The sequence below is a fragment of the Mucilaginibacter terrigena genome, from assembly GCF_004168255.1.
Taxonomy (GTDB): domain Bacteria; phylum Bacteroidota; class Bacteroidia; order Sphingobacteriales; family Sphingobacteriaceae; genus Mucilaginibacter; species Mucilaginibacter terrigena.
Window position 1 is genome coordinate 236,710 of the sequence record NZ_SEWG01000004.1, and the last position, 15,413, is coordinate 252,122.

Genomic DNA, 15,413 nt, shown 5'->3' on the forward strand with positions numbered 1-15,413 from the left:
CTGAAGTGGGAACAGAAGTTAAAAACTATGTTGTTGCTGTAACAACATGGTGGGTTAAACTCCGCAACTTTCGGGTTTTGCGAATAACAACAGCAGGCTACATTTGTATCATAATACATTCATCATTATGGATCTACAGCAGAGAATTTCGCAGATAAACTGGACGGAGGTAACCGAAAGCATGCATGCCAAAGGTTATGCGCAAATACCGGGTATTTTATCCTCGGGAGAATGCGAGGCCTTGATATCCCTGTACGCACAAGCGGATATCTACCGCAAAACCATCGTGATGGAGCATCATGGTTACGGGCTTGGGCAGTATAAATATTACAGCTACCCCCTGCCCGGTGTTGTGCAGCAATTACGCGAGCAGGTTTACCCGCACATTGCGCCCATCGCCAACAAATGGATGGAAGTTTTGAATATCGATAAACAGTTCCCCGGCAGCCTGAACGAGCTTACGGAACTTTGCCATCAGCATAACCAGTTGCGGCCAACCCCATTGATACTAAAGTACAACCAAGGTGGCTACAACGCCATGCACCAGGACCTTTATGGCGAGGTTTACTTCCCTATGCAGCTGGTAGTTTGTCTGAATGAGCCGGGCAAGGATTTTGACGGCGGCGAGTTTGTACTGGTTGAGCAAAGGCCCAGGATGCAATCGAAAGCAATGGTGCTGAGCCCTAAAAAGGGCGATATGCTGCTGTTTACCACCAACTTCAGGCCGGTAATGGGCAGTAAGGGCTACTACCGCGTTAATATGAAGCACGGCGTAAGCGAAGTAACCCGCGGCGACCGGCATACGCTTGGCATTATTTTCCACGATGCTGCCTGATATACCATTTGAAACGCGCTGGCGTTAAACTAACAGGGTACCGGCTTGTCATATAGTTATATTTACTATATTAACCTGCATCCGTTATTATCATTCGCCTATGTTCAAAAGATCGCTCATCATCCTGTCTATCATATTCGCAGCATTAACAAGCCGCGCGCAAACCACCGACGAGGTGTATAACCAATACCTCGATTTTAACCTGGCGCGCCTGCAGGGCGAAACGGATAAGGCCTTAACATTGGGGCAGGACCTGATCCCTAATGTGGATAAGCTGAAGGATAACGCCCGCATCAGTTTTTATTATTCTATAGGCAACCTTTTCGAGAACGACGGGCAATCGGTAAAGGCCATAGAGTATTACGAAAAAGTTGATGCTGCAGTACCCGATTATTATGTGGTACAGCGCGCATTAGGCTACCTGTATATGAAGGATGCAAACGATTTGAGCGAAAAGCTTAACGCCTCCCGGTCAAACATCAACGAAAATAAAAGGCTCACTATTTTATACACAGCGGCAGCAAAAAAAGCATTGCCCCACCTCGAAAAATCCCAGGCCTGCGACCCGAATGACGATACTCTATCGCTTATTAAATCGCTTTATAAAAATATGGGCGATACGCAGGGTGCGGCTACCCTAAACAGTCGCTTAAAAGCGCTGTCCAAAAACTGCGTCGATCTGCTCGACGATAAATAGCCCTACAATTCCAGCGCCTTACCCTGTTGCGGATAAATTAAATTCAGCTGTAGTTTATTAGCGGCTTTTAGCTGCGTTTTTATCATGACGATGCTTTTATAAGGCGGCTTTAAATGGGTAACCACTATGTTCAATCCTTTTAAAGATGCACCTGTAAGCTTGCCCAGAACGGCCATTTCATTCATCAGCAGGCGCGGGGTAAGGTGGCCGAACAGGCTTTTATCGGGCTGCTCATTCGGGAACGATACTTCTATCATTATCGCTTTTAGCTTACGGGCTTTTACCAGCGGTGCAACCGCGGCCCATAGGTTGTGCAGGTTTTGGCTTTTTTCAATTTCATCGGCACCGGTATCGCCTAAATACAGCACATAACTATCTTTGCTGCGTACCAAAAAAGCGGTGCTGGTTAAGTTAGCATGGCTCAAAGGGAATACCTTTACCTGCATACCGGTATTTTCAATTCCGGTTTCAACTCCCGGCTCCAACGTTTTGTAATGATATTTTTTCAGCTGTGGCACCTCGCCATTGTCGGCAAAGTTGGCCCAGTTATCCCAGGTAAAATAATGGGTTTTGATGGTTTGCAGGGTGCTTTGCAAGCCGTAAATATTTTTGGTGCTGTCATCGGGCGAATTCATGATCAGCCCCGCCACATGGTCCAAATGGGCATGCGAGATAAAATACCCTTTGATGTATTTCTTAAGTACCTGTTCTGCCGTGATGCTAAATGAATGTGCCGCTATAGCCTTTGCTATCCCGGTGTGGATAGTACCTGCATCCAAACAAATGTAACTGTCCGATCCTTTTGGCGCCAGCATATAGGCCGACAGGTTGCTTTCATCGGCACCGCCCAAAACGCCCAATGGCACAATGCGGAACGAGGCAGCAGGTTTAACCTGCGCAAATGCCAGCACGGGCAACAGTAAAAATACAAATAGCGATAGTTTACGGTGATGGTTCATTACGCCAAATTTACTAATTTGGCCGCTAATGAAAACCAGCCAGATAGCTGCTAAAATTGTAACCCGTTTGTTTTTTATTTTATTGCTGATTGCCCTTGTACCTTTTTTGCAGGGCGATACCGCCAAGTTGCAGCATCTTTACCTGGCGCCCAAACACATCTGGACACTGGCCTTCCCTATCCTGCTGATACTGGGTTTTATAGCGTTGCTGGTTATCTGCTCCATCAAAAAATTCAGTAAAACGGATCTTAACTGGTTATTGGTTATTAATACGCTGGTGCTGATGGCCTATGGCGTTACCTTGTATATTCGCATATATCAGCTTATCAAATAAATCAGAGTAAACTAATCTCTGGTTACTATTCTCTAATCACTAACATCTACTCCGTCTTCATTTTCTTTTGCGCGGCTTCCTTGTACTCGTAGTCGCCGCCAAGCAGGTATCCCCATGGTTTAAGACTTTCTATCCTGTCGAATATGATTTTAAAGATGGCTATAACCGGGATAGACAAAAACATGCCCGATAGTCCCCATATCATCTCGCCGATAATAATGCCTATAAAAGAGATGAGCGCGTTTAGCCGTACCTTTGCGCCTACTACCGCGGGCAGCAAAAAGTTGGCATCGATAGCATGCATGATTATTACACTTACCGATACGCTGACCGTTTGGCTAAGCGTACCTGTTGCAAAGGTTACAATAGTGCTTAACAGCAAAGCGGTAAAAATGCCAATGTAAGGTATAATGTTAAATACGCCCACAATTATCCCCAGCAAGGCTGCATACTTTATACCGATGAAGTAAAAAACGGCAATGGCCATCCCTGATACGATAACCATTTCTATCAGCAAACCTAAAATGTACTGGCGCAATATCCTTTGTACATTCTCTACGATATCAACCACAATGGCCTTGTTGTCGTCGCTAAATACCCATGTAATAAAGCGGAACAGCAAACGCCTGTAAAACAGTATAAAAAAGGTGAATATCAGTATAAATACATAAAAAAGCAGTAACGACGATACCGCGCCGAAGGTGGTGCTCAGCACTGCCGTACCCGATGCCATTATTTTTTCGGCTGTGCTATTAACATAAGTTAGCTGCTTGTGCGTGTTGATATGAAAAGCATTTTGCACCCAGCCCGACAAATTGATTATAGATTGGTCTACCTGGCTTTTCAGCATGGGCCAGTCGTTGGCAATGTTCGAGATCTGGGCGCCTATCAGGTACATGATACCGCCAACAAACCCTACAAGTAGCAGTATAGATATAAAAGATGATGCGCTGCGGGGCAGGCGGCACTTTTTTTCGAGAAAGTTTGAAACAGGCAGCAGCAACACCGCGAACAGGAACCCGAATATCATAGGGTCGATGATCTCTTTGGCCATTACCACCAGGTAACCCAGCACACAAAACCCTATCAATATCAGGGCTAATCTTTCGTAAAACGGGGCTATCAGTTTTTTGGTGGGCATACTATTTTAGATATTTTAATGCTGAACATACGGTTATATTATATGTTTTTAAATAGCAATGTAAATGTGCAACAAATTTCAGGCTTTACCACCACGAGGGCCACAAGTTTGGCAAACACTTTGCTATGATTAGGTATAAATAAAACATACTACCATGGCAAAATATTCAGAAAAAGCAGGTGAGAAGGTAGAAAAAACCATGCACGAGATGAAGGAGGGCAAATTAAAAAGTGGCAGCGGTAAAAAAGTTACCAGCAAAAAACAGGCTGTTGCAATTGGTTTATCTGAAGCCCGCAAAGAAGGCGCTAAAGTGCCGAAGAAAAAGTAACACAACACGTGTTAACAGCAAAGCCCCCTGAAAATTAAGGGGGCTTTGCTGTTTTATTTATTACAGGTGCATGTTAGTTAAAAGCAAATTCGTTGCTTATCCAGGTTTCTAACCTATTGTTCTTATCCAGGTCCATCAACCTTTCCACATCATTATCGCGCTTATGGGTTGGCTCTATATTATACTTAGTTATTACCGCCCGCAGTGCAGCCATGTTAGCTTTTGTTTTATCAAAATCGGCTTTGTGCTGTATGGCGTATTTAGAGAACTGCGACATATAAATAAACCCTAACTGCGGGTTAGCATCAGAGAGGTCCATAATGGCTTGCTTTAACTCAATAACAACATCCGGGGTCCCTTGTGCCCATATCAACAGGAACTGTGTTGCAGCTTCGGTTTTTAAAGGTTCTGTTCCCCATGCGGTCTTCATCATCCAGTCGGCTGTTTTAATAATATCAGGCTCGTATTTAACATAATCTTCCTGTTTATTAAAATGATAATCTTTGGGCACTTCATAAGTTTGCGCCGATGCCTTTACTGTAAATGTAAACGCCACAATAACGATCATGAAAAGATTTTTCATCGGGTTAAATTATGAAATTTTATTTGCTGTTAAGCACACTTACCTGAAAACTTAAAAGGTCTTTTTTTGTTTGAAAATTTCGGTTTGTTACAGCCAATATATAAGCACCTGTACCTTCATTAAAAGCATTTATGGCGGCATTATCATATTTACGGCCGGAAAAATAGGTAAGCTTAGTTGTGCAATAATGCTTTAACGCTTTTAACTGCTCATCAGAAAAATATGCGAGGCTCTCCTCGTCCTGCAATATTTCTAACATCCTTGGCTTTAATTTCACCTCCCGGGCGTAAATGTCGTGCAGATTATCTTCGATCTTATCATAAGGCATGGTTACATATACGTTGTTAAAATAGGTCATCACATCCGTGTATAACTCGTAATCATTCTGGCTATCGTCATTCACATTAAACAGCTTTTTGTATTTAGCTACCAGCAATTCTTTATCAGTATCACTTTTAGCTATACCGTAAAAATACATAAAAATGTCTTTATCTAATTTTTCCATTTGCTGCACTGCTGCCAGCCGTTCCTGCTCAATAGCTTGCATGGTAGCCGCAGCATCGCTGGCACGGTGCTTTACTCCCTTATAGTCAAATGTTTTAATGTTATTACCATCATTTACAATACTTTGCAGCACGTTAATATCCTGTTGCATCCTATCTATGGCAGTTGGCAGGCCGGTGTTATCTGCTGATAATAGCTCCTCAATTTTTTGGGGGTAAGCAGCAGCCAATTCCTTAACCGCTTCATCTACATCAAACTGGCTTATACCGCGGCCATCGTAATAGCCTTTATAAAAATCATCAAGGTTATATTGGTCCGGATTTGCGAAAAAATCGCTTTTAAATACTTCCAGGCCTATCCTTTCGGTTTTTTCAGTTGCCGATGTGGTCGAATACACATCATCTGTAAGCAATTGCTGCAAGGCGCCGGCCTCATTAAAAAGCGACCATGCCGTATCCTCAATTACCATAGTTTGCAAGTTAAGCGATGCCAGGCGCGCCTCACGGTCGGCAGTTGAAGGGTGCGATGACCATTGATCGTTTATTACTACCTGGCTTGTGTTTACAACATCAATACCATTGGGTATAACCGGCAGCCCGTTTGCATCAATAGTAAGCTTGTTTTGCACCGAGTAATGTTTTATCATTTCCAGGTGCTGAGGATAAAAATTATCCGACCGGTTATCTTTTTCGAGTTGCCTGCTCCAATAATTTAACAGTTCATCATAACAAAGCTGCCCTACCTCTATCCGTTTTAGCGAACTAATAACCTGATTAGAGCCGCTAACATATGCCGCCCTTGCATCAGCATGGAATTCCATCTCGCGCGAGAGGCCCATGTGCGTTTTATTGAGTACAACATACACTTGTTTAAGGATATACTGTATTACCCTGATCACCTGTATATTTATCCAGGCTGTTAAGGTAAAGAGCGAATGCAGCTTTGACATAGAGTTTAATACCCGGCCATACCCTTCATTATCATAAAGCAGGTTGTGTATAACCTTGTTCATGTTATAAACGTAGCTGCCAAACTTCATGCTCCGCTGCGAAAAATGACCAAACTCGTGTGCCATAACCGCTTTAAACTCGGATATGTTTAACGAGTTTACAAGCCCCAGCCCTATTTTTAAATTCTTTTTTACCGGGAAAAACATGCTCCAGAAACTGGAATCGTAAAATACGCCGGCGTTAACATCGGCAGATAAAAAAATATGCTTTGGAAACGGCGCGTTGGTTTCTTTGGTTAGCTGCCTTATAAACGCGAATAACTTCTGCTGGTCATCTTCATATACCTCTATCATCCCGGAGTAATCGGTAACATGTTTTTTAAAAAGAAACTTGATAATAAAATATATCAGCAATATCCCCGATCCAATAAGCGCCGCACCTAAAACAAGTGTGAGGAAGCCTACTTTAGCAGCTATTATAGCTACACCAAGCGCACCAAATGCAATGGCTAAACCAACAACAGCTAAAAGCAGCACTATATAGGTTATAATAAAAAACAATACCGCCCCAATTGAGCGATACACATTTGAGTTAAACGATGCCGAAGGTTTTAGTATTTCCTTATCCGCGCCGGCAGGTACAGGCGGAAAGGCCAAGCTTAGGTTAGTATTCATTACTTAAAGATAGTAAACGAATCCATTACTTTCATTAAAACAACTGCTTCATCAATAGTACAAGGGTTTGGGCCTTCACCTTTAAAATACGTTACAATTTTGGTGATCATGGGCTGCTGGATATGCTCGGGGTGGGTAAAGTTCACCGTTTCTTCGCCATCCTCGTTCTTGCAGGCAACAAACGTACCAAAAAACGGAAAGCTTATTTTCCCCTTCGTGCCGATGATCTCGCAGCTATCAACCGCCTCGCTTTTAGCCACATTAAAACACCACGAGCCGTTAACCACTACCTTATTTTTAAATACGATCTGCCCGCAAACATGGTCATCTGCCGGGCTAAACCCGCCCTGGTTTAAACTATAACCGGTTGATTGGGCAGGCTCACCAAAAAAATACAGCATCAGGTCCAGCTGATGGGGCGCAAGGTCATGAAAATACCCTCCGCCGGATAGTTCGGGCTGCAGGCGCCAGTTTGGCGGGGCATTCTCCTCCAGCTTTGGCCGTGGGTATTGCCACATCCTAATTTGTACAGTCCTGATCTCGCCTATGGCACTGTTATCAATTAAACTTTTTACGTGTAAAAACATGGGCAAGGCGCGGCGGTAATGTGCTACTGTCAGCTTCGCCCCGCTTTCATTTACGGCATCGGCCATTTGCTGTGCCTCGTGCGCGTTGCGAGTAACCGGCTTTTCTACATACACGTTAAGGCCTTTTTTTATGGCGCGCAAAGCATATTCCAGGTGTTGGGCCGGCGGTGTAGCTATCGATACCGAGTTAACTTCGGGGTCGCCCATCAATTCTTCGGCGTTGCTATACCATTTATCAACATGGTGGCGCCGGGCGTAGTCGGCGGCCTTTTCGGCATCGCGGCGCATTACAGCTACCAGTTTGCTATCGGCTATTTTATTGTATGCCTGCCCGCTCTTTTTCTCGGTTACGTTACCGCAGCCTATAATGCCCCATTTAATTGCTGTCATTTAATAAAATATTTATGATTTTTTTCCATGCAAGTACAAACTGATCAAAGTTGTATGCGGCACACCAAGTGTTTGCCCCGGTTGCACTTTTACGTATAATTTAAGATAGGTGTTCATTATAGCTTTAGACAGGCGCACATACCGCTGTTTATATCTCCCTTCGGTAAATGGCGTTATAGGAGTATTATAAATCAATTTGCCTTCTTTATCTACATATGCCGAAAACGCATAATCAAAATCGCTATCTGCTTTGTTAATGGTTATATTGTAAACAGGGTTCATATAATCATCAGATGTATTGTAATTATTTAAAAGAAAGTCGGCAATGGTCTTTTTCTTTTTTACTGTGATTGACGATCTTGTGCTTGTTAGCCGTACAGGGGTTAGCGCTGCAAAGGCATTTGTGAGCGACGAATCGGCCCTTTTTATAAGTTGCTTTACAAATAAGCTATCTTTCCGGTTGCTGCGCTGCAGGGTAGCGGCGTTAGTATGTAATACGTTTTTGATGTAATTATCAGCGTAAAATAACATGTAAACCTTTGTGCCCCTTATATCCAACGAATCGTCCTTCGCTTCAAGAAGCTCAAAAACCAGACTATCCTTGCTCATGTGTTTCATCCGCAAAAATGATCTGTTGGTATTGAAAACAGAATCGATGCCGCAGCTTAGCGGAAAATTTAAAAATCGCTTTTTAACCGGGCTGTAAAGCGCTACAGAATCGCTTGACACAAAACGCAGTCGCCAGTCGGGCGATAGGTGATAGCCGTACTCGTTAAAAGATAATCCATTTTGCTGGCGGCGAACCTCGGTGAAAGTAATGCCTTCTACCTTTTTAAACGATAACATCGGTTTCCCGGAATGCCCCGGAATTGATGGGTCCTTAAACTTGCAGCCTGTAATTAAACAAATAACGACACCAATTAAGGCCACACATAAGGCTACTCGTTTCATTTAGGTTAGCTTAACATCGCCAGCAATTCGTCATCGCTAATGATGGGTATGTTTAATTTATTGGCTTTCTCCAGTTTAGCAGGCCCCATATTTTCGCCGGCCACCAGGTAGCTTAATTTGGCCGATATGCTGCTCAGTATTTTGCCGCCATTTTGCTCGATGATGTCCTTCAACTCATCGCGCGAGAATTTCTCGAACGTGCCCGAGATGATAAAATTTTGCCCGCTTAGCTTTTCGCTGGCCAGGGTCAATTCTTTCTCCTCGGCGACAAATTGCAGGCCACTGGCCTTTAGCTTTTCAATTTCCTGACGATGGCTTTCATCGGCAAAATATTCGGTAATGCTTTCGGCAATACGGCCGCCAATTTCTTCGGCAGCGGTTAGTTCCTCTGCAGTTGCAGCCATCAGGTTGTCGATGGTTTTAAAATGCGCTACCAGTTTTTTGGCAACGGTTTCGCCAACATAACGTATGCCCAAGCCAAACAGCACTTTTTCAAACGGCTGCTGTTTCGATTTTTCTATCCCATCCAGCATGTTGTTAATAGATTGCTCGCCAAAGCGGTCCATCTGTTTTAGTTCGGTGATATGATCCTGAAGGTGATACAGATCGCTGATGTGGCGTATAAAACCGCGGCTATACAGCGTGTTAATGGTTTCGTCGCCAAGGCCGTCAATATTCATGGCTTTGCGGCCAATGTAATGCTGCATTTTGCCCACTATCTGCGGCGGGCAACCTTCGTCGTTAGGGCAGTACCAGGCAGCCTCGCCTTCGGTACGCAATAATTTGGTATCGCAGGCAGGGCAATGGGTAATATATTCTATGGCCTTTGCGCCGGGCTTGCGCTTATCCAGGTTTACACTGATAATTTTGGGGATGATCTCACCCCCTTTTTCAACATAAACCGTATCGTGCTCGTGCAGTTTAAGGCGTTCGGTAATTTCGTCGGCGTTGTGCAGGGTGGCACGCTTAACGGTTGTGCCCGCCAGCAGCACGGGCTTTAAGTTGGCTACCGGGGTAACGGCACCTGTCCGGCCCACCTGGTAGGTAACGGCCTGCAGTTCGGTCTCTACACGTTCGGCCTTAAATTTATAGGATATTGCCCAGCGGGGCGATTTGGCCGTAAAGCCAAGCTCCTGCTGCTGCGAATAGTTGTTTACTTTTATAACGATGCCATCAATATCGTAGCTGAGGTTATGCCGCTCGGTGTCCCATTTGGCAATAAACTCCAGCACACCGTTGATATCGCTAACCAAACGGCTATGGTTATCTACATGAAAACCCCATTCCTTTACAGCTTCCAGGCTTTCCCAATGGGTTTTAAATAAGGTTTTTTCGGTGTACAAACCATACAGGAAACAATCCAGCGGGCGGCGGGCCACCTCGGCCGAGTCCTGCAGTTTCATGGTACCCGATGCAAAGTTGCGGGGGTTGGCATAAGGCACTTCGCCGTTATCCACACGCTCTTTGTTTAAGCGCTCAAAAGCCTTAAGGTGCATAAACACTTCGCCACGGATCTCAAAAAGGTCGGGGTATCCACCTTTTTCCAGTTTTTTGGGAATGCTGTGAATAGTGCGCACATTGGTAGTTACCTCGTCGCCTTGTGTGCCATCGCCGCGGGTAACGGCACGCGCCAGCTTGCCTTGCTCGTAAGTAAGGCTCATGGACAGGCCGTCGAACTTCAGCTCGCATACGTACTCAAAATTATCGCCAATAGCCTTGCGGATGCGCTGGTCGAACTCTACCAGTTCCTGCTCGTTATAGGTATTTCCCAACGACAGCATGGGCCAGCGGTGCTTAACGGTAACAAACTCCTTGGTAATATCGCCGCCAACAACCTGTGTAGGTGATTCGGGGTCGGCAAACTCGGGGTATTGTTTTTCAAGGGCACTTAATTGCTCCAGCTTTTTGTCAAAATCGTAATCAGAAATGGTAGGCATAGCCAGCACATAATAGTTGTAAGTGTGCTGTCTTAACTCAGCAGTAAGGGCCTTTATTTGTTCTTGGGGCGACATGTAGCGAAGATAGTTTTTTTAGATGATGGTTCATAGTTCATGGTTCATAGTTGAGGGCAAAATTGCCTCCTGCCATGAACCATGATCTATCAACTATTTGCCAACTTCCATTATGGCTACCACAGGGTAATGATCTGAAGGCGCGCGGCCGTGGTAGGTGTTTGTTAAGATACCGTAGCGTTTTACTTTAAACTGCTTGCTTACAAAAATGTGGTCGATACGTTTATCGCCCGCGGTGTTCACATCAAAAGCGTTAAAAGTATTATTCGGCGCAAGTTTTACAGGCGATAATACGTAGCTATCCTTCAGCAAACCCGAGTCGTTGATAACCGCGTAACTGTCTGACGTTTGGTCGACATTAAAATCGCCGGTAAGGATGGTTGGCGATGCCCCTGCCATCTGTTTAATTTTTTCGAGCACCAGTTTGGCGCTTTCGCGGCGGGCTACTATGCCGATGTGGTCCATGTGGAGGTTGAAAAAGTAGAACGTGAACCCGGTTTTTAACTCCCTGAACTGCGCCCAGGTACAAATGCGCGGCAACGCTGCATCCCAGCCTTTGTTAGGTTTATCTGTAATGGTCGACATCCAGAAATCGCCTGTTTTTAAGATCCTGAACCTGTCGGCCTTATAAAAAATAGCGGAGTGCTCGCCGCCGTGTTTGCCATCATCGCGCCCCGCGCCTACCCATTTGTAGCCGGGCAAACTATCGGTTAGCTCTGTAAGCTGATGATACTTTGCTTCCTGCGTTCCAAAAATATCCAGGTCCTGAAACTGGATGAGTTTTGCCGCCCATGGGAACCTTTGCCCCCAGCCATTACCGGCTGTAGAATCGCCCTGGTTAGAATAGCGCAGGTTATAAGTACCGATATTTAATTGCTGGGCCTGGGTTAATGTTGCTGTTGCGATCAGCAGCAGGATGAGTGTCAGTTTTATTTTCATAGTAGTAGAATTGAGTTCAAATATAAAATTCATTGCCGTCCCATTTTATGGGGCGGAATAATTAACTCCCACTAATTGGCTTTAGCCAATGGCAATGACCGGAGAAAAACAAATCACTAATTAACAAATCACTGATCACTAATCTAAACCTCCCCTTCCCGTTTCCTTAAAAACCATTCGGCGCTTAGCAGCAGCAGTATCAGCACAAATACCCATTTCACATCTATCAGGTCGCTGTAGCGCCTATCTTCATAAACAACGGTTTTGATGTTTTCGTTTTTGCGGATCAGGTCGGCCAGCTTATTTATTTGTGATGGCAGCAGCATTTGCCCGCCCGATTGCGTAGCCATATCGCGCAGCAGCCGGTGGTTAGCCGTGCTTTGGCGGGCCTCCAGGTTAAGCTGCTTAACGGTTAACTGCCCGTTTGCTGTAAAGGCCTGCTTTCCGTTGCTGGTTGTGGCCGTATAGGTATATTCCCCAACCGGCAGGGTACCCGCGTTTAGCTGGTAGCTCTGCCCGCTGCGCGTAAATAGGAAGCTATAGTTTTTACCCGATTGGCTTTTCAGGTTTATTTTTACATCGGGGGTGTTGATCAGCTCCAAAGCGTCGTTATACAACTCAGCGTTGAGCAGCAAGTTCTCGCCCTCGTCGAAAATGTTTTTAGCTGCATAAACCCTAAAGCGCTGCCGGTTGGCGTTGGCGGTTAGGTATTGCACGGTTTGGCTCAACAGCTCTTCAATGGCGTGGTGGTTGCCAAATTCGCGGTATTCGGCCAGTTGCCAGCGCCACAGGCCTTCGCCGGTAAGTACTGCTGATCTGCGCCCATTTTCATTATTAAAAGCCAGCAACGGGTAACTGGTGTCTACATTACCTATCTTTTGTTTTAACAATACCGATGCCGTTGACGATGCCGCATAACTGCCAAACTGCGCCACCAAAGGTGGCAGCTTGCTTAGCTTGTTCTGGGCAGAATCCGTTAGCGTGAAGGCCGAAAAGGTGCTTACCGGCTGTGCAAAAGTTTCCTGTACTTCCTGCCCACCCGCGTTTGCCTTTACCGCTTTTTGCGCATTGTTAAAAGCCTGCAGATCGGTTTGCGTACCGGCGATGTGCCATACAGGGGTTTTACCCTGCAGCAGGTTTTGAAGCTTGCCGTAACTACCGGCGGATAGCTGGTATAAAATAGCAAGACTATAGTCTGCCATTTTTATCGCCGCCATATCGCTTACCAGGCTGGTTTTAACCTCGAAATTTTTGTTGCTTTCGATAGCCTGCTTGATCACGCTGATATCGGGGTGCGGGCCATCGTACAGCAGCACTATCTTTTGCCGGGCATCCAGCACATCTACGTAAATGGTTTCGGTATTGTTTTGTACGGATAATTCGTTTTTAACCGGTGCCAGGTTGATGGTGAATTTGCGGGTGCCTTTTTTATCGGCATTTAGCTTAACCGGGATGATCTTTTTAAATGCCGCCGAGGTTACCGATATATTTTGTGAATATACCTGCCGGCCATCTTCGGTAATGGTTAGGTGTATATTTTCGCCGGCGCTTTGGTATGCTTCGGCCAGGATCTCCACCTCAAAATCGTTACCCAGGAACGCGGTTTTATTATAATTTACATTGCCGATAAGCAGATCGCGGCGGGGGATGGTATCGCCCAGGGCAATGGTATAAATATTGGTTTTAATGTTGCGGGCCTCGTATTGAGGATCGACACCCAGGTTGTATAGGCCGTCGGTAGCCAAAATTAGCGCGCCGATGTTGCGGTTCACAAAGCGCTCGTTCAGTTGGTGCAGGGCATTTGAAATATCGGTTTGCCGGCCATCGAATTTAGCCGACAGGCTATCCTTCAAATCCTTATCAAAGTGAAACTCGTGCACTTCATAGCCATCGCCCAATTGGGTTTTTAAGGAGGATAAAGCCTCTCCCCAACCCTCTCCTTCGGAGAGGGAGTTATTAATATTTGAAGTCTCCCCTATCGGGGGAGATCCGATAGCTATCGGATTAGAGGGGGCTGGCGAGGCAAAAAGCTTTATCGATTCCGAATTATCCTGCGCTACCAATATTACCGGTTTTTGCGGCAGGTAACTGGTAGAGCGCACCAGTGGCGAAACTATTAGTAAGGCCAGCAAACTTACCAGTACTGCCCTAAAGGCAAACAGCGTATAGCGCAGGCTTTTGCCCAATTGCACCGGTTTGCGGTACATGAGCCAGGCGTATAGTAAGCCCAGCGCCAGGCAGGCAGGCACCCACCATCCAGAAACCGATCCCCAGGTAAGCGACATTAGTTTGGTAAGTGGTGAGTGGTGAATAGTGAGTTAAAGCCCATAACATCCATACCCGCAAAATGCGAAATTATTGTGGAATGGGGCTAATTAAATTTTATCCGGATTGGCCCTTTGATATGGTTAACATCTACAGGCAGCCCTTTTTGCGTGATAGTTACCTTCCCATCCTTCTGCAATGCAACAGCTGCATCCCTAACCTCCTGCATATGTTTACGCCAATTGCCCGGGAATAAAGCGCGGGCTATTTCGCTCGGGCAAACGGTTTTATCCGGCGCACGTTCGGCAGCCATGGTGAGGATAGTTTGGGGAATAGGTAGATTGGACATTAATTATTGTTGATGGTCTTGGGGTCTGCACCATATTTTATCCCTTGTGCTAAAAAATACCTTCGCAGCAGTTCATACTTGTCCTCACAGTATTCGATGTACCCTACTTTTGATGAACTCCAGTAATGGTGCCGGCACTCAAAACATATTTCGAGATACTGCGTAATGTTACCCTTACCATCTAAAAACAAAACCGCATTCCTGGGTTCGTAGCATTTCGCGCCGGGATCCGCTATTTCCAAATCCAGCTTTTTTACAGGCGTATAGCCGATGTTAAACAAGATATCAGTTAATAAATCTATCCCGGCACGGCTTACCTGTTTAATTTCCTTTACTTTTTTTAAATTAAGATAATACCTGTCTTTTGTAACAGGTGTTAACAATTGCATTCTATCATTTTCCACAGTATCAGCATCTTTTCCTTCCTCATTATAAACAGGCGGGTTGGGGTAATTGTAGGCTTTAAACGAAATTAATTTGATACTTGAGGCATTACCAAATGGGAAAAAGCTACGTCGCTTAATTGCACTATACTCATGCGAATTGAAGCATTTGTTATGTTTTTCCGCGAGTATGTTTTCTTCCTTTGTAGGCGGCAAAGGTGGCGGTTTAGGCAATCGTTTCCTGTTTTGGCCAAGCAAAAGGCAGGGTAATAGTACCATCGTAAAAATAACCAGCAAAAGTTTTTTCATGTTCAGGTTTATCAACTCAATATAACCAAAAAAGCGGCAAGTTTGTGCTTGCCACTTTCTGCAAATGTTCACGTTCACGTTTGCGCATGCAGGCTTATTTTTGCAAATTGTTAATAATCAATGATTTCAATTTTCAAGTACTGACAAAACAGCGCCACCAATTTATTTGAAATAAACCGTACGCAATTTAATTTGAGCAAACCGTTTTATCCGGCGCACGTTC

The 15,413-nt window shown here is 45.0% G+C and carries 15 protein-coding genes; 4 read left to right on the plus strand and 11 right to left on the minus strand.

Annotated elements, in window-relative coordinates; all coding sequences use genetic code 11:
• Positions 1-127 precede the first annotated feature (127 nt).
• Complete coding sequence (locus tag EWM62_RS11195; protein WP_129876756.1) at positions 128-835, plus strand: 2OG-Fe(II) oxygenase; 708 nt, start codon at positions 128-130, stop codon at positions 833-835.
• 100 nt (positions 836-935) lie between these two features.
• Positions 936-1,532 carry a tetratricopeptide repeat protein gene (locus EWM62_RS11200; RefSeq protein ID WP_129876757.1) on the plus strand — a complete coding sequence of 199 codons (597 nt, stop codon included), beginning with the start codon at positions 936-938 and terminating at the stop codon, positions 1,530-1,532.
• 2 nt (positions 1,533-1,534) lie between these two features.
• Here EWM62_RS11200 and EWM62_RS11205 read toward each other — a convergent pair whose 3' ends face one another.
• Positions 1,535-2,491: an MBL fold metallo-hydrolase gene (locus EWM62_RS11205; RefSeq protein ID WP_129876758.1), complete on the minus strand. Its 957-nt coding sequence runs from the start codon at positions 2,489-2,491 to the stop codon at positions 1,535-1,537.
• 28 nt (positions 2,492-2,519) lie between these two features.
• Between EWM62_RS11205 and EWM62_RS11210 the strand changes: the two genes are divergently transcribed.
• A complete protein-coding gene (locus EWM62_RS11210; protein WP_129876759.1) occupies positions 2,520-2,825 on the plus strand; it encodes a hypothetical protein in 306 nt (101 codons plus the stop codon).
• A gap of 46 nt (positions 2,826-2,871) precedes the next feature.
• Here EWM62_RS11210 and EWM62_RS11215 read toward each other — a convergent pair whose 3' ends face one another.
• A complete protein-coding gene (locus tag EWM62_RS11215) occupies positions 2,872-3,966 on the minus strand; it encodes an AI-2E family transporter (RefSeq protein ID WP_129876760.1) in 1,095 nt (364 codons plus the stop codon).
• A gap of 154 nt (positions 3,967-4,120) precedes the next feature.
• Between EWM62_RS11215 and EWM62_RS19480 the strand changes: the two genes are divergently transcribed.
• Entirely contained in the window at positions 4,121-4,294 is a 174-nt protein-coding gene (locus EWM62_RS19480; RefSeq protein WP_183551407.1) for a DUF6496 domain-containing protein, read from the plus strand.
• 73 nt (positions 4,295-4,367) lie between these two features.
• On the opposite strand, the gene EWM62_RS11220 is transcribed toward EWM62_RS19480, so the two are convergent.
• From EWM62_RS11220 to EWM62_RS11260, 9 genes are all read right to left on the minus strand, one after another.
• Positions 4,368-4,877, minus strand: a complete 510-nt coding sequence (locus EWM62_RS11220; protein WP_129876761.1) for a hypothetical protein — start codon at positions 4,875-4,877, stop codon at positions 4,368-4,370.
• 19 nt (positions 4,878-4,896) lie between these two features.
• A complete protein-coding gene (locus tag EWM62_RS11225) occupies positions 4,897-7,005 on the minus strand; it encodes a M48 family metallopeptidase (RefSeq protein WP_129876762.1) in 2,109 nt (702 codons plus the stop codon).
• Positions 7,005-7,982, minus strand: coding sequence for a Gfo/Idh/MocA family protein (locus EWM62_RS11230; RefSeq protein ID WP_129876763.1), 978 nt, complete (start codon positions 7,980-7,982; stop codon positions 7,005-7,007). The genes EWM62_RS11225 and EWM62_RS11230 overlap by 1 nt, the downstream gene beginning before the upstream one ends.
• Positions 7,983-7,994: 12 nt before the next feature.
• Positions 7,995-8,933 (minus strand): hypothetical protein, encoded by a 939-nt coding sequence (locus EWM62_RS11235; protein ID WP_129876764.1) that lies wholly within the window; start codon positions 8,931-8,933, stop codon positions 7,995-7,997.
• A 5-nt stretch (positions 8,934-8,938) separates the two neighbouring features.
• On the minus strand, positions 8,939-10,945 hold the full coding sequence (ligA, locus tag EWM62_RS11240; protein ID WP_129876765.1) for an NAD-dependent DNA ligase LigA: 2,007 nt from the start codon (positions 10,943-10,945) through the stop codon (positions 8,939-8,941).
• Between the two features lie 93 nt (positions 10,946-11,038).
• Positions 11,039-11,884, minus strand: coding sequence for an endonuclease/exonuclease/phosphatase family protein (locus EWM62_RS11245; RefSeq protein WP_129876766.1), 846 nt, complete (start codon positions 11,882-11,884; stop codon positions 11,039-11,041).
• A gap of 143 nt (positions 11,885-12,027) precedes the next feature.
• Positions 12,028-14,169, minus strand: a complete 2,142-nt coding sequence (locus EWM62_RS11250; RefSeq protein ID WP_129876767.1) for a vWA domain-containing protein — start codon at positions 14,167-14,169, stop codon at positions 12,028-12,030.
• Between the two features lie 86 nt (positions 14,170-14,255).
• Positions 14,256-14,498 (minus strand): DUF3253 domain-containing protein, encoded by a 243-nt coding sequence (locus EWM62_RS11255; RefSeq protein ID WP_129876768.1) that lies wholly within the window; start codon positions 14,496-14,498, stop codon positions 14,256-14,258.
• Complete coding sequence (locus EWM62_RS11260; protein WP_129876769.1) at positions 14,498-15,190, minus strand: hypothetical protein; 693 nt, start codon at positions 15,188-15,190, stop codon at positions 14,498-14,500. Before EWM62_RS11260 ends, EWM62_RS11255 begins: the two co-directional genes overlap by 1 nt.
• Positions 15,191-15,413: the final 223 nt, after the last annotated feature.

Coding starts and splice junctions, on each gene's coding strand:
- EWM62_RS11195 (WP_129876756.1), top strand. CDS start 128: ATGGATCTACAGCAGAGAATTTCGCAGATAAACTGGACGGAGGTAACC.
- EWM62_RS11200 (WP_129876757.1), top strand. CDS start 936: ATGTTCAAAAGATCGCTCATCATCCTGTCTATCATATTCGCAGCATTA.
- EWM62_RS11205 (WP_129876758.1), bottom strand. CDS start 2,491: ATGAACCATCACCGTAAACTATCGCTATTTGTATTTTTACTGTTGCCC.
- EWM62_RS11210 (WP_129876759.1), top strand. CDS start 2,520: ATGAAAACCAGCCAGATAGCTGCTAAAATTGTAACCCGTTTGTTTTTT.
- EWM62_RS11215 (WP_129876760.1), bottom strand. CDS start 3,966: ATGCCCACCAAAAAACTGATAGCCCCGTTTTACGAAAGATTAGCCCTG.
- EWM62_RS19480 (WP_183551407.1), top strand. CDS start 4,121: ATGGCAAAATATTCAGAAAAAGCAGGTGAGAAGGTAGAAAAAACCATG.
- EWM62_RS11220 (WP_129876761.1), bottom strand. CDS start 4,877: ATGAAAAATCTTTTCATGATCGTTATTGTGGCGTTTACATTTACAGTA.
- EWM62_RS11225 (WP_129876762.1), bottom strand. CDS start 7,005: ATGAATACTAACCTAAGCTTGGCCTTTCCGCCTGTACCTGCCGGCGCG.
- EWM62_RS11230 (WP_129876763.1), bottom strand. CDS start 7,982: ATGACAGCAATTAAATGGGGCATTATAGGCTGCGGTAACGTAACCGAG.
- EWM62_RS11235 (WP_129876764.1), bottom strand. CDS start 8,933: ATGAAACGAGTAGCCTTATGTGTGGCCTTAATTGGTGTCGTTATTTGT.
- ligA (WP_129876765.1), bottom strand. CDS start 10,945: ATGTCGCCCCAAGAACAAATAAAGGCCCTTACTGCTGAGTTAAGACAG.
- EWM62_RS11245 (WP_129876766.1), bottom strand. CDS start 11,884: ATGAAAATAAAACTGACACTCATCCTGCTGCTGATCGCAACAGCAACA.
- EWM62_RS11250 (WP_129876767.1), bottom strand. CDS start 14,169: ATGTCGCTTACCTGGGGATCGGTTTCTGGATGGTGGGTGCCTGCCTGC.
- EWM62_RS11255 (WP_129876768.1), bottom strand. CDS start 14,498: ATGTCCAATCTACCTATTCCCCAAACTATCCTCACCATGGCTGCCGAA.
- EWM62_RS11260 (WP_129876769.1), bottom strand. CDS start 15,190: ATGAAAAAACTTTTGCTGGTTATTTTTACGATGGTACTATTACCCTGC.